This window comes from Anaerobacillus alkalilacustris, assembly GCF_001866005.1.
GTDB lineage: Bacteria > Bacillota > Bacilli > Bacillales > Anaerobacillaceae > Anaerobacillus > Anaerobacillus alkalilacustris.
This window is the reverse complement of record NZ_MLQR01000024.1, coordinates 1-14,860: the sequence shown is the minus strand read 5'-3', so window position 1 is coordinate 14,860 and position 14,860 is coordinate 1. Positions and strand designations below refer to the sequence as shown.

The window sequence follows — 14,860 nt, the reverse complement described above, 5'->3', positions numbered from 1 at the left end:
ACTATTTAGGTACAATATAGCCGTTCAAAATCTTCTACTGGTAAAGGGTGACTAAAGAAGAAACCTTGAACTTCCTCACATTGATTATTTACTAAAAACTTGAATTGTTCTTCAGTTTCTACTCCTTCAGCAACGACTCTTAAATTTAATTGATGAGCTAAATTGATAACGGTATTAACGATTGCAGCAGATTTCTCGTCTATTAAAACCTTCTGTATAAACGAACGATCAATTTTTAATACATCGAAAGAAAAATCGGTTAAATATGAAAGTGAAGAGAAGCCCTTACCAAAGTCATCAAGTGAAATCTTAACCCCCAACTTTTTTAGCTTATTTAATATTTCTATTGTTTGCTCTGTATTTTGCATTAATATACTCTCGGTAATTTCCAACTCTAGTAGTTGTGGATTATAACTGGTATCCTTTAGTACATTGGCAATCATCTCTACAAAATTCTCTTGTTCAAACTGCCGAACTGACAAATTTACCTTTAATACTAAATCATAAAAACCTCGTTGTTGCCACTGTTTCACTTGAAAGCAAGCACTTCTTAAAACCCATTCTCCTATTGGAACAATTGTCCCATTATCTTCAGATATCGGAATAAACTCTCCAGGTGAAATCATCCCTTCGAATGGGTGTTTCCAACGTAATAATGCTTCAACAGAACATACTTTATTTTTCATTGTATTTATGATCGGTTGATAACAAATAAAAAATTGATGATTCTCGATCGCGTATTTCAAATCTTCAGCCAATTTTCTTTTTCTAACAAACTTATTCTTAATCTCTTCTGTATATAATTGAAAATTATTTTTTCCTTTTTGTTTGGCAGTATCCAATGCTAAGTTGGCTTTCCTAACTAATTCCTCTCGATCTTTCCCATGAGAAGGATAAACGCTAACCCCGATACTTACTGGTGTCTTTATACTACGTCCTTCTATAGAAACTTCATCGTTACAAGTGGCCAATATCGTTTTGGATATAAATTCTACTTGCTCTATATTTTCTATATTAGGAAGTAAAATTGAAAACTCATCTCCAGAAACTCTTGCAATAACTGCATCAATTGGTATACATTTACGAATTTTCTCGGAAACTGTTTTTAGAACATTGTCTGCCATAGAGTGACCAAGAGATTCATTTAATTGTTTAAAATTATCAAGATCAAAACATAAAATAGCCATTTTATGTTTTACTTGTTTCATATTATCAAGTTGCTTTTGAATTAATTCATTAAAATAAAAACGATTAGGTAACTTTGTTAAATGATCGTGATAGGCCAAAAATTTAATTTTTTCTTCGTTCTTTTTTCTATCTGTAATATTTCTGGCAATAGATTGGACACAAGTTCTCCCTTCATAAATAACCACACGAGAGGTAATTTCAATGTTTACGCTTTCACCATTACATTTGATAACTTTTACTTCAACTGGATCTAGCATCTCCGCTTCTCCACAATAGTACTGTTTTAATCTATTAATAATAATCGGATGGTCTTTTGGATCAATATATGAATAGATAGAATTCCCAAAAATTGTACTAGGTTTATCGATGCCGATAAGAGTAGCGCCGGATTTATTCGTATAGACAATCTCTCCATTATCGTGAACAAGTATGGCATCTGGTGATGAGTCGACCAATAATCGATATCTTTCTTCACTTTCTTTCAATGCTTTTTCAATTATTTTTCTTTCTTGAATATCCCGACCAACCATAACAATATTTTTTACCTCACCGCTTTTTTCCAACACGGGGACGCCTGTCACTTCAATTGGTACATACTTTCCATCTCTATTCATAATATTAATTATTTTAAAATCATCGGCTTTTTCTTTTACAATTTTCCCAAATTCCTCTGAAAGAAATTTTACATTATTTAATGGTAAATAGTCGAATGAATACTTCCCAAGGAGCTCGTCTGGATCATATCCTAATGTTGTTTTAAAAGAAGGCGATGCATAGGTTATGTACCCTTTCGGATCTAAAATAAGAAGTAACTCTGTAATATTTTCAGCCATTAACTCATATTTTTCACGTTTTTGCTCAACTTTTTGCCTTTCCATCGCAATTCCCGCTAAGTACGTAAATCTTTCAAATACATCAATTTCACTCATTGACGGTTGGTGTGGTTTCGAATAATAAAATGCAAAAGTTCCCAACAATTTTCTTTCTGGGGAATGTATTGGTTTTGACCAACAAGATCTCAACCCAAAAGATAATGGTAAATCTCTATATTTACTCCATAGTCGATCTAAAGAAATATCTGTAACAATCACTGTTTCACCAAAGAACGCTGCTGTCCCACAAGATCCTTCATTTGGTCCTATTTTCACCCCGTTATTTAATGAAGCTAAGTATTCCTGAGGTAAACTTGGTCCGATAGCATTCTTTAATATTTTTTGCTTATCATCCCAAAAAAGGACCGAACACATTACGTCACTAAATATGTCTTCTATACTTAAAATTATTGTTTCAAGTACATGAATTAGGTCTTCCCCTTGAGAGATTTTTTCTAATACTTCATTTTGCTTTATTAAAGATTGTAATAAATAATCATGCTCTACACTTTTCATAACATCAAACCTTTTCATATTTTATCTATAAAAAATTTTGTTGTATTCCATTAACTATCAGAAAAACAATAACAATTACGTCCACATTGCTTAGCTTTATATAGAGCTATATCCGCTTTTTTTAATAATCTATGTGCATCTTTTGCATGAGTTGGAAAGACAGCAATTCCTATACTAATGTGTATATCAACCTTTATGTTTGCATAAATCCAATCTCTTTTCATTGTACTATAAATTCTATTAACAATTTTGATAATATCTTTATTTTTATTAATTCCTGTTAATAATATATTAAATTCATCACCACCTATACGAGCTAGACTGTCATTAACTCTCACACTTCTATGTAACCTTTTTGCAACCTCTATTAAAAATTGATCCCCTATATCATGCCCATACTGATCATTAACTGGCTTCAAATTATCACAATCAATATAAAGCAATGCCAATTTACTTTTCAGTCTATTTGCATTTTCCATTGCACGATTTAGATCTCTATTAAATAACTCTCGATTAGGAAGTCCTGTTAACGAATCATAAAAGGCCAAATGACGAATTTTTTCTTCGTAAAGGTGACGAGCAGTAACATCACGTGTAACGCCAATGATATAAACGACATCATTTTCTTCATTAAAGATAGGACTTAGAACCGTTTCACCATACTTATCTTTTTGGTATCGTGCAACAAAGTTGTTTTCTTTTTTATTGATTATGACTTCTCGATACTTTTCGATTAAAAATTTGGCATCTTGCATCGAAACAACATCCTCTATCTTTAAACCTATCATATTCGAGCAATTAAGTGCTTCTTTTGCTGCATCGTTCACAATTAGATAACGAAATTCACGTTCACTTATAACTTCCATAATAAAAATTAAATCCTTTAAATAGTTAATAAATTTAATAAATTCGTCACGATTAGTCTGAAATAATTCTCTCACAAATTTACCTCCCTACTACAAAAGTTATACGAAAAGCACATTCTTTTCTTACTTAGAATGTGCTTTTTCTTATTATTATTCGTCAATATCACGCTTATTATATCCTAAAAATCCAAGTAAAACGAGAGCAATTGCGACAATTGTTAGCAATAAGACTTTTAAAAAATCGAAGTCTTCTACCGGAAGTTTTGGTACATGACCGAATGGTGAGGCTTTCCCTACCCACTCAGGGAATTGGAGCAAACCACCTAAATAAACAACAAAGAAAGAGTAAGCTAAATACAACCAACTTATACCTGTCATTGAAGGGAAAAGTCCAACAAGGAGAACGGCTACCCCAATCATCACCCACATCGCTGGTAAATAAACCATCCCTGCTCCAAATAACGTTTCAAATGACAGCGGATCATCCATCACTCCTGTTGCAGCTGCCCAAAGACCAATTACCGCGAGGAATAACATCATTGAGCCAAACACAATGGAAATGAAAAAATAACTTCCCATTATCTTTGTACGGGATACCGAACGAGCAAGGATATGTTCAAGATGTCCTCTTTTCTCCTCACCTTTCAGCTTTAATATAAACATTAAAGCAGGGATCGTACATAGCATTGCGATTACCGACATTAGCATCGTTAAATATTGTTCAGTTAACGATAATCCTTCTACCGCTTGTAACATCTCTCTTAGCATTTCGTTACTTTCAAGAAATGTTTCCAAATCACCTAGTACAGATCCATAAGACGTTCCTAATATAAACATTCCAATTGCCCATGCAATAATTCCGGTTTGCTGAAGTCTAAAAGGCAGTCCAATTGGACTTAACAGAAAACGTGACGCATATTTTCTACCGGGCCTTGTCGGTAATAAACCTGCACCTAAATCACGGTTGGCGTTCAAATAAAAAGCAACTCCCACCACTAGAAGTGCTATGACTACTGTAAAAATTATCGGCCACCAATCATTATTAACATACACTTTGGTTTGCAAAACCCAACCAAGAGGCGAGAACCATGAAAGTATCTCGTTACTAACATCCCCGACCGCCCGAATTAAGTAAGCAATCATTAACAAAGTAAAGGCATAACCAATCGTTCCTCTCGTAGTTGACGAAAATTGGGCAAAAAATGCAGTAATAGAAGTGAAGAAAATTCCAGTTGCTCCTAATGCTGCCCCATAAAGGAGTGATCCTTGTAGATCTATACTTTCTATTCCTAAAGAATACAATCCAAAACCAATCAATAAGGCCAAAATAACGTTTACTATAAATAATACAATCACTGTTGAACTTAAATTAGATAATCGTCCAACTGGAAGAGAACGAATTAATTCGATCCGACCTTCTTCTTCATCATCTCGTGTATGTCGTGTTACGAGTAAAATACTCATAATTGCTACAACAATTGCAGTAAATAACAACATTTGATGAGCCATCATCGCGCCTTCCGTATAATTGTCTAATCCAAACCCCGGGCCAACCATTGCTGTCATTGCCGGATTTCTCATTGTCTCAGCAACAATCTGACGCTCTGCTTCTGTTTGGTATAGTCCAGTAAAAGCATTTGCAGTAAGAAGCGTGACCAAAGTTAGCGAAAGTAACCAAATAGGAATACGAATTCGATCACGTCTTAAAATGAAATAAGACAGTCTTCCTGTTTGAGTGTAGAACTGCTTCCACATTAAGATTCACCTCCAACTCCTATATGAGAACTTGGCCTTTCATAATGACGCATAAATAGATCTTCTAATTTCGGAGGTGAACTTTCTAATCTAACTAACCCAAACTGACTCACATATTTCATCACAGCATCTAATTCTTCTGGATCTACTTGAAATGATAAGGCTTGTTCTTTCCTTTCGATATCATAAATCCCTTTTAGATTGTTTAGATCGGTTATCTGTTGCTTTGTTTCCACAAGCAAATTCGTTCTCGTTAAGTGACGTAATTCTTTTAATGTTCCTGACTCAATGATTTTACCTTGACGTATAATACCTACTTTATCACATAGCTTTTCTACTTCAGATAAAATATGACTGGAAAGTAAGACACTTTTCCCTTCTTGTTTAGCATGCATGATACATTCATGAAATACTTTTTCCATTAGTGGATCAAGTCCAGATGTAGGCTCATCTAATATATATAAATCCGCATCCGATGAGAAGGCTGCAACTAAAGCCACCTTTTGTCTATTACCCTTTGAATAGGTTCGACACTTTTTAGATGGGTCTAAATCAAATTTTTGAATTAGTTCCTCGCGGCGACTTTTATTGTTTCCCCCTCGTAACTTCGTAAATAAATCAATGACTTCTCCACCCGTTAAATTCGGCCATAGTGTCACATCACCTGGTACGTACGAAATACGTTTATGAATTTCAACCGCATCTTTCCAGGCATCCTTACCAAATATTTTTGCTTCTCCCCCGGTTGCCTTCAAAATACCTAGTAATATGCGAATAGTTGTCGATTTTCCAGCTCCATTTGGTCCAATAAAACCAAATACCTCTCCTTTGTTCACTTCCATATTTACAGCATTTAATGCCGTAAATTTACCAAACTTCTTTGTTAGATTTGTTGTTTGTAAAATCGTCATTATAAAGCCTCCTCTTTTCCATCAAACTTCTTTGTTTGCTGCAAGACTTTGTTTAAATTATTATAAACACTTAAATTTATGAAATATTTCAACTTACAGATTTCATAATATACAAAACAAACTCCTTTGACAATAGTTTATGAACTATTTCATTTGTCTTATTACATAATTTTTATTAATATAAACTAGAGGTGAAATAAATGGACGGATTTCAACGACGAAGAGAACTAAAGAAACGAAATATTTTAGAAGCGGCATTAGCTCTATTTATGAAACATGGTATCCAAAAAGTTTCCATTGTTGAAATTGCTAAAGAAGCAAATGTTTCTCAGGTTACTATTTATAATTACTTTGAAAGCAAACATAAATTAATTCATGAAGTATTCATTTTTTATATAAATAAAGCAGTCGTTGACTTTGAAAACATTATCGAAGCGAAACTACCTTTTCCTGAAAAAATAAAGAAAATCATTTTTAATAAAAAAGAGGTTGCTAGTCAAATTCACGAAGAATTTTATCACTATATGATGAAGGAGTATACAGAGGGAAATGAAATTGAAAAGCTATACAACGAAAAAGCGATCCCTTACTTTATAAAGCTATTTGAAGAAGGTAAGGAACAAGGATATGTCGACCCTAACCTTTCAAATGAAGCAATTTTATTTTATGTGCATATGTTAAAAGAATATATTCAGAAAGAAGAAGTGTATCAGAAAATATTACCTTTAACTGAGGATATTACGAATATTTTCTTTTATGGGGTAGTAGGAAATAAAGAAGTATAACGGAGAAGTAAAATGTACTCTTAGAAAAAACAAATCCTTACAACCAGTCAATACTGATCGTAAGGATTTTTATTCTAACGCTCTTATCACTTAACACGTATGAGTAAAATCTATTCTTCTTCTAGTAATCGTAAAAATTTCTTTGTTTGCTCCTCTGTTGGTTGTTCAAGAACTTGCTTAGCACTGCCCTCTTCAACAATGTATCCGCCGTCCATAAACAATACCTTATCTGCAACCCGACGAGCAAAACTCATTTCATGCGTCACGATGACCATTGTCTGACCTTCTTTTGCTAGGTCTTCGATCACTCTGAGAACTTCACTGACAAGCTGAGGGTCAAGGGCTGAGGTCGGTTCATCAAAAAGCATGACCTCTGGCTTCATCATGAGCGCTCGAGCAATAGCTGTTCGTTGTTGTTGTCCTCCTGAAAGTGAATCAGGATATTTGTCGCGGTGCTCGAGCATTTCTACTTTATTAAGTAATGCTTCTCCTTCTCTGATTAATTCCTCTTTCTTTTTTTTCTTTACAATTAACGGTGCTTCTATAATGTTTTCGATAACCGTTTTGTGCGGAAAGAGATGAAACCCTTGAAACACCATTCCTGAGAAACTCCGTAACTCGCTTATATCTTTTTTCGTCGGCGCCTTCTTTCCAAACGAAACAGTTTTGTCGCCAATCATAATCGATCCTGCATTTGGTATTTCTAATAAATTTAGACAACGTAGTAAAGTTGTTTTTCCAGAACCAGAAGGACCGATCAGGCAAACAACCTCACCTTTTTTGACTGAGAAGTTAATAGACTCTAAAACAGTCAGATCGTCAAATTTTTTATTTAAATTTGAAACAGTAATCATAAAAAGCTCCCTTCATTTACCTTTTACTCAAATAGCGATTGTATCGTTTTTCTAATCTTTCCTGGAAATAACCGATTACAATACAGACGACCCAGTAAATAAGAGCAGCAGTCGTATACATCGTCATACTCTCAAATGTACGTCCTGACACAAGTCTTGCACTATATAATAACTCTTGTACAGTTATGACCGAGGCTAATGACGTTCCTTTTACAACATCCATAAAAATACTAAACGTAGGTGGTAATGCTATTCGCGTAGCTTGAGGGATGATGATTCTTCGAAGTGTCTGTACATACCCCATCTGTAAAGAAGCAGCTGCTTCCCACTGTCCTCTAGGCACTGACATAATGGCAGAACGCACGACTTCAGCGTTATAGGCAGCGAAGTTCATACTAATTCCGATAATCCCTGCTATAATTGGACTACTAAAATTAATACCAAGTACTGGAAAACCATAATAAAGAATAAAAAGAAAAACAAGTAATGGAGTACCACGCATAAAGGAAATATAAATCCTTGCTGGCCAGCGAAGAAACCAGAACTTAGACATGCGAGCAATTCCTATTAAAACACCTAATATTAATGCAAAGAACATACTAAATAGTGCAATATATAATGTATATTTTAAACCTTCAAATAAAAACGGTAATGATTCCCATGCAAGTTTAGGTTCATATAAATGTTCCCATTTAATTTCATTAAACCAATCAAACAAATTTTCTCCTCCTTCCGAAAAATCTTAATATTGAAAAAAGAAATACAAGGAAATCTCCTTGTACTTCTAGTATCGTTTAATTAATTACCATCTAATCCAATAATTTCCGATTTATCTAATGGTTGAGATACGTCTTCTCCTAGAAATTGTTCCGATAACTCTTTTACTGTACCATCTTCAAGTAATTCTTCTATTACCTCATCAAGACGTTCTTTCAAAGTAAGGTTTCCTTTTAACATAATGATCGCACTTTCTGTTGCGTGATATTTTACATTTTCTGCAACCGCCAGGCGGTCATCACCAAATCCTTCTAATGTACGATGCAGTACTAAACGATCATTTAAATAAGCATCACGGTTTCCATTAATAATATCTCGAAGAATAGCATCGACTCCACCATCATATGCCACACCGTCTGCTCCAATATTATCTGCAAACACTGCATAGTTACTTGTTAACGATCCTAATGCAACTTTCACACCTTCAAGATCGTGCGCTGATTCAAATTTATCTACATCTTCCACTCGAACAATCACAGAGCCATAAGAATATTTGTGTGGAAGTACAAAATCAAATGTCTCTTTACGTTCTTCTGTTATTGCAAAATCATTAGCTGCAATGTGGATTTGTCCATTACGTAATGCAGGTAAAATTCCATCAAAGGACATTGTATTGAATTCAACTTCTACACCTAATCTGTTAGCCATCTCTCTAATTAATTCAACATCAAAACCAGTTAGATTATTGTTCTCATCATAATATGTAATAGGATTATACGTACCTGAAGTTCCTACAATCATCTTTCCAGCTGCTTCTATATCTGCCCACGCAGTATCACGTGCTTCTTCACTCTCTGTTTCCGTTTGTATATCGTTAGTTTCCTCTTCGTTTGGTGTCTCTTCAGCGGGACCACAAGCTACTATTACCACCATCATCAGTAGTATAAACAATAAAGTTATAATTTTCTTCATTTTCAAACGCCTCTTTCTCTCTTGATTTCATAGTATTTCAATCGGAATAAAATAAAAAATACCATTGTATCAATAGCTTGTCAACTATTTGTTACCGCCCTATATTTAGCGAATGGTGCTTTACTAAAAAAGCTATTCATATTTTGTCCAATTTTGTTAGTTTTTTATGAATGGAACTTAATTTTGATACCCCTTTTTAAAAAGACCACCACAGAAATGACAAAAAAGAGACTCATTTGAATGCAATATCCAACAACGAAAACTTAACGACATCCCTTCAAATAGCGACCTTCCGATAAAGTGTTGTGATAAAAATAACCGAGAGACCAGATCCTTTATTAGATAGATTTATTAATATTTTCTTACAGTTAATATGGAATAACGGACCAGGTGACCGAGAAGATTAATAAAGTGATAATATTTTAATAATAGCGGTATCTCTGTCCTAATGAACGCCAACGTTATTATTTTTTTTGCTCTCCGCGGTAAAATTTTTCAAAATGAAGCGCTGAGCCTTTCCGGAATTTGTGTATATTTTTTTGTTTCATCTACTTCAATAGTTAGTTCATTAAGGATTGTATTTTCACTATAGTTTTCACTACTACGCCACTTAACTTGTAAACACGACTAACTACTGTTCCACTTAGTTCATTATGAATATGTAATTCAAAATTCCCTACTGTATCTCCACGTAACTACAATACTACCTTCCATTTTTATGCATTATTATCATCATCTGGAACGAGTCTCGATTTATTAAACTTCAATTTATCATTTCAATATTTTCATCTCAAAAAAAATTTTATTTTACTATTGAAATCTGTATAATTTATGTTAATCTAAAGGAGCATTATTTGGAAAACTAATATTTAAAAAATATCATGTATTTCCAAGCAGATAATTTTGACCACTTCCATCAAGAAGTTAAGGCCATACGGACAGCCGGGTCAAATGCCGATTGGCAACTTAGTTGCTTTATTGATTGAGTTAAAAGCTCAAATTTTATAAGTTGGTTACTTTACAACCAGTGCATATAGGCACACAACTTGTGAAACGATCAATAAGAGTGATAACAGTAATTATTTGCTATATAAACTCTGATCTCGTACTGATATTTTTTGAATATTTAAGAGCTTCCTAATGAAAAGTTCTAGGAATTTGTTATTATATTTATGACCTTGTATCCTAAATATATTGATGCTTTTTTATATTGAAAATTATATCTAAAGCAAGTGTTGTGCGCATTATGCGTTTGCACTTGCTTTTTTGTTTTAAAAAATCTTTTTGAGGGGATATTTTAACAAAGAATTGCTAACTACCTAATATAGGTTGTATGCACCACCTCTCAAGGTTGCAAAATCTATTTAGTAAGGAGAGATAAGAATGGGAAAAGCACTTATTATTGGTTGTGGTGGAGTAGCATCAGTAACTATCCACAAATGTGTTCAAAACAGTGAGGTATTTGAAGAGATTTGTATCGCGAGTCGTACAAAATCAAAATGTGATGACTTAAAAGCAAAATTAGATGGTGGAAAAACGAAAATTACAACTGCTCAAGTTGATGCAAATAATGTTGATGAGTTAATTGCCTTAATTGAAGAGGTTAAACCAGATATAGTAATGAACTTAGCTTTACCTTATCAAGATTTAACAATTATGGATGCTTGCCTTGCGACTAAAACTCATTATTTAGACACTGCCAATTACGAACCGGAAGATACAGCAAAATTTGAATATAAATGGCAGTGGGATTACCGTGAGCGCTTTGAGAAAGCTGGAATTACTGCTCTTTTAGGTAGCGGCTTTGATCCAGGTGTAACAGGGGTATTTTCAGCCTATGCCTTAAAGCATCATTTTGATGAGATTGAATATATTGATATTCTTGATTGTAATGGTGGAGATCATGGCTATCCATTTGCAACAAACTTCAATCCTGAAATTAATATTCGCGAAGTTTCTGCAAATGGACGTTACTGGGAAAACGGTAAGTGGATTGAGACTGAGCCAATGGAAATCAAACGAGTTTACAACTTTCCAGAAGTTGGGGAAAAAGATATGTATTTATTATACCATGAAGAGTTAGAGTCGCTTGCTGTGAACATTCCTGGAATTAAACGTATCCGTTTCTTCATGACATTTGGTCAAAGCTACTTAACTCACCTTAAATGTCTTGAAAATGTTGGGATGACTTCAATTGAGCCGATTGAATACGAAGGGAAACAAATTATTCCACTTCAATTCTTGAAAGCTGTATTACCTGATCCTGCTTCACTTGGACCAAGAACAGTTGGAAAAACAAATATCGGTTGTATCTTTAAAGGGAAAAAAGACGGAAAAGAAAAAACTTATTATGTATACAATGTTTGCGACCATCAAGAATGCTATAAAGAAGTGGGCTCACAAGCTATTTCCTATACAACTGGAGTTCCTGCAATGATCGGTGCAATGATGATTATGAATGGAACATGGTGTAAACCAGGCGTTTATAATATCGAGGAATTCGATCCAGATCCTTTCATGGATGCTTTAAACAAATGGGGCTTACCATGGCAAGAAGATCATAACCCAGAGCTTGTAGATACTGAGCCTGTAAAAAAGTTAGATCCGGAGTACGTTCGTTAAGATGCGGTTTGAAGAATTACCGACACCGTGTTATGTAGTTGATGAAGGTCTTTTGGAAAAAAATTTGAAAATCCTTAATGGAGTTATGAAACGTACAGGATGTAAAATTGTTTTAGCACAAAAAGCATTTTCCATGTCTAAAATGTATCCTCTCATTGGAGAGTATTTAAATGGAACAACAGCTAGCGGCTTATTCGAGGCTCGCCTAGGTCACGAGGAAATGGGTAAAGAAAATCATGTCTTTTCCCCTGCCTATCGTGATGATGAAATTGATGAGATTATCTCAATTTGTGACCACATTATCTTTAATTCATTTTCTCAACTTGATAAGTTTAAGGACAAGGCTTTACAAGCTGGTAGAAAAGTGGGCTTGCGCATTAATCCTGAATGCTCCACTCAAGAAGGGCATGACATCTATAATCCATGTTCACCTGGGTCTCGCTTTGGTGTGACGATCGAGCATTTTCGCCCTGACTTGTTAGACGGTGTATCAGGATTGCATTTTCACACACTATGTCAACAAAACTCTGACGATTTAGAAGTAACTCTAAATGCAGTCGAAGAAAAGTTTGGTCCATGGCTCTCACAAATGGAATGGATTAACTTTGGTGGCGGGCATCATATTACAAGAGAAGATTATGATATCCCATTGTTAGAAAAATGTATTAAAAGAATGCAAGAAAAGTACGGTTTAGTCGTATATCTTGAGCCAGGAGAAGCAGTTGCTCTCAATGCAGGATACTTAATTACAACAGTACTTGATACGCTTCAAAATAAAATGGAGATTGCCATTTTAGATACTTCTGCATCTTGTCACATGCCAGATGTTCTAGAAATGCCTTACCGTCCACCGCTTTTTGGTTCAGGTGAAGTTGGTGAAAAGCCATTCACGTATCGACTTGGTGGTCAAACTTGTCTTGCAGGAGATGTTATCGGGGATTATTCCTTCGATCAGCCATTAAAAAGTGGTGATCGCTTAGTTTTTGGTGATATGGCCATCTACTCAATGGTGAAAAACACCACGTTTAATGGAATGCCATTACCAGCTATTGCCGTTAAAGGTAAAGATGGAAATTGTTACATTGCAAAACAATTTGACTATCAAGATTTTAAGATAAGACTCGCATAAGAATGTAATAGAAACTTAAAGGGAGTACATTCTTGAAAATGAGCTACCCTAACAGAGTATATAAGAAAAGCGCAAGCACCCTTGCTCATCGACGTCATAAGCTGTACTGAGTCGAGTGAGATATAGGAAGGAGAGTCGAAATCGTTAGACTTTCGTTCTCGACTTATCGTAGACGAGACGAAGGAAGCTTTCTAGTCGATAGGGCGCTTGCGCTAGACAGTTTCAAAGTAAGGAATTTTATACTTTCTTACCTCGTAAAAAACCAAGTTCATAATTATGAATTTGGTTTTTTTGCTCAAGTAGATATAGTACCATATAGGTGTAACGGTCTATAACCGCTCGTAAGGGGGACATGATCTTCATCTACCCAAACGATGTTCACCGTACGACGAGCTCAGAAGTACTTATGTGTGAACGAATTCTAGTTAACTTTACTGATGAGTTCCTTACGACACAGTTGTCAACAGGGCACGTACCCTTATTGAAAGAGATTTGCGGAGCTCCATTAATTCGCTTTTCCGTTAACATGCAGGCAATAGTTGAAGAACTGCTTCAAAAATTAATACGTGAGTGTGAGACAAAACAGGTTGCTTATGAAACTTATGTCCAAGCACTCTTAACCCAACTGCTCATTCATATGCATCGATATTCAATAAAAGAAAATATAGAGAAACTCTCCTCACTGCATCCGATGCACCAGAAAATATCGGAAATATCGACTTACTTGAACGATCATTATCATATGAAAATCACGTTAGAAAAGGTCGCAAAACACTTCTATATTACTCCATCTTATTTAAGTCACACATTTAAGAAAATTACAGGCGGCTTTCAATACAAAGAGTATTTGCAAATTATTCGTTTACGAGAAGCGAAACGATTGCTCAGAGAAAGCGATGAACAAATTGCAGATAAAACGGGATATGAACATCCAGCCAATTTCACTGTAATCTTTAAGAAAATTACTGGAATTACTCCATGCCAATATCGGAAAAGCTATCGAACGTAAACTAGAAACTGAAAAAAGGTGTCTGCCCCGTAAAGTAAAACTTTATCGCAGGCAGACACCAAATCGTTTTAGCAACAAATCTACACCTTCGTATCGTCGATAATATAATCTAAGAAGTAACCTTATCTTATTGCGCAGTTTCGTTGTACTGCGCAACAAATGGCTTTGTTGTTTTTCGTTTTTCTTCTTCAACATACGCACTAGTTAGTGAAACAAAGAACTTTTTTAATTTGGTAAGAAATTAAAATTAGAGACCCCTTCTACCTCACATCTTATTCGGAAGAATGTTATCAACAACGGGTGAGTATCCGAATGGAATTTCAAATTCTCTAATCTCCTTTTACCAAGTCTTTTATCAATCATCGCTAAAGAATGAACAATAATATCTTCGGAAGTTAAAGCATCTTTAATTGATAACTCAAGTTTCGCACCAAGAAATTGGCACTAAAGCCTTGATATAGTTGGGCAAGTGACTCACCCACTGTACTATTTGATTTTTTATTAAGTTTTGTACTGCTTTATTTGACTCCTTTGATACTTCTTCAAGAATGAGAAGAAGTTCACAAAGTGCTGTCGCCCAGTCTATATCTTGTAATTCGTCTGTTAAATCATAAAAGAGACCACCAAATGTACGTTGATCGTTACTACAACGTTGCTGCCAAGC

General features: G+C 34.8%; 12 protein-coding genes and 1 pseudogene. 4 read left to right on the top strand and 9 right to left on the bottom strand.

Annotated features, from left to right (window positions below; genetic code table 11):
* Positions 1–5 precede the first annotated feature (5 nt).
* From BKP37_RS09185 to BKP37_RS09170, 4 genes are all read right to left on the bottom strand, one after another.
* Positions 6–2,576, bottom strand: a complete 2,571-nt coding sequence (locus BKP37_RS09185; RefSeq protein ID WP_071309317.1) for a sensor domain-containing phosphodiesterase — start codon at positions 2,574–2,576, stop codon at positions 6–8.
* Positions 2,577–2,626: 50 nt separating this feature from the next.
* Positions 2,627–3,517: a sensor domain-containing diguanylate cyclase gene (locus BKP37_RS09180; protein WP_071309316.1), complete on the bottom strand. Its 891-nt coding sequence runs from the start codon at positions 3,515–3,517 to the stop codon at positions 2,627–2,629.
* 75 nt (positions 3,518–3,592) lie between these two features.
* Complete coding sequence (locus BKP37_RS09175; protein WP_071309315.1) at positions 3,593–5,197, bottom strand: ABC transporter permease; 1,605 nt, start codon at positions 5,195–5,197, stop codon at positions 3,593–3,595.
* Positions 5,197–6,108 (bottom strand): ABC transporter ATP-binding protein, encoded by a 912-nt coding sequence (locus BKP37_RS09170; RefSeq protein WP_071309314.1) that lies wholly within the window; start codon positions 6,106–6,108, stop codon positions 5,197–5,199. The genes BKP37_RS09175 and BKP37_RS09170 overlap by 1 nt, the downstream gene beginning before the upstream one ends.
* A gap of 200 nt (positions 6,109–6,308) precedes the next feature.
* Between BKP37_RS09170 and BKP37_RS09165 the strand changes: the two genes are divergently transcribed.
* Positions 6,309–6,893: a TetR/AcrR family transcriptional regulator gene (locus BKP37_RS09165; protein WP_071309313.1), complete on the top strand. Its 585-nt coding sequence runs from the start codon at positions 6,309–6,311 to the stop codon at positions 6,891–6,893.
* A 110-nt stretch (positions 6,894–7,003) separates the two neighbouring features.
* Here the strand turns inward: BKP37_RS09165 and BKP37_RS09160 are convergent, their stop codons facing one another.
* The 3 genes from BKP37_RS09160 to BKP37_RS09150 form a co-directional block, all read right to left on the bottom strand.
* Complete coding sequence (locus BKP37_RS09160; protein ID WP_071309312.1) at positions 7,004–7,747, bottom strand: amino acid ABC transporter ATP-binding protein; 744 nt, start codon at positions 7,745–7,747, stop codon at positions 7,004–7,006.
* Positions 7,748–7,763: 16 nt separating this feature from the next.
* Positions 7,764–8,465: an amino acid ABC transporter permease gene (locus BKP37_RS09155; protein WP_071309311.1), complete on the bottom strand. Its 702-nt coding sequence runs from the start codon at positions 8,463–8,465 to the stop codon at positions 7,764–7,766.
* An 80-nt stretch (positions 8,466–8,545) separates the two neighbouring features.
* Positions 8,546–9,436 (bottom strand): transporter substrate-binding domain-containing protein, encoded by an 891-nt coding sequence (locus tag BKP37_RS09150; protein WP_071309310.1) that lies wholly within the window; start codon positions 9,434–9,436, stop codon positions 8,546–8,548.
* A 1,383-nt stretch (positions 9,437–10,819) separates the two neighbouring features.
* Between BKP37_RS09150 and BKP37_RS09145 the strand changes: the two genes are divergently transcribed.
* The 3 genes from BKP37_RS09145 (at position 10,820) to BKP37_RS09135 (ending at position 14,196) form a co-directional block, all read left to right on the top strand.
* Positions 10,820–12,058, top strand: coding sequence for a saccharopine dehydrogenase family protein (locus tag BKP37_RS09145; protein WP_071309309.1), 1,239 nt, complete (start codon positions 10,820–10,822; stop codon positions 12,056–12,058).
* A 1-nt stretch (position 12,059) separates the two neighbouring features.
* A complete protein-coding gene (gene nspC, locus BKP37_RS09140) occupies positions 12,060–13,187 on the top strand; it encodes a carboxynorspermidine decarboxylase (protein WP_071309308.1) in 1,128 nt (375 codons plus the stop codon).
* A gap of 352 nt (positions 13,188–13,539) precedes the next feature.
* A complete protein-coding gene (locus BKP37_RS09135; RefSeq protein ID WP_071309307.1) occupies positions 13,540–14,196 on the top strand; it encodes a helix-turn-helix domain-containing protein in 657 nt (218 codons plus the stop codon).
* Between the two features lie 225 nt (positions 14,197–14,421).
* On the opposite strand, the gene BKP37_RS21135 is transcribed toward BKP37_RS09135, so the two are convergent.
* Together BKP37_RS21135 and BKP37_RS20070 are read right to left on the bottom strand one after the other, a co-directional pair.
* Positions 14,422–14,559, bottom strand: coding sequence for a hypothetical protein (locus BKP37_RS21135; protein ID WP_483860433.1), 138 nt, complete (start codon positions 14,557–14,559; stop codon positions 14,422–14,424).
* 55 nt (positions 14,560–14,614) lie between these two features.
* Positions 14,615–14,860: pseudogene (locus tag BKP37_RS20070) on the bottom strand (IS4 family transposase); the annotation flags it as partial.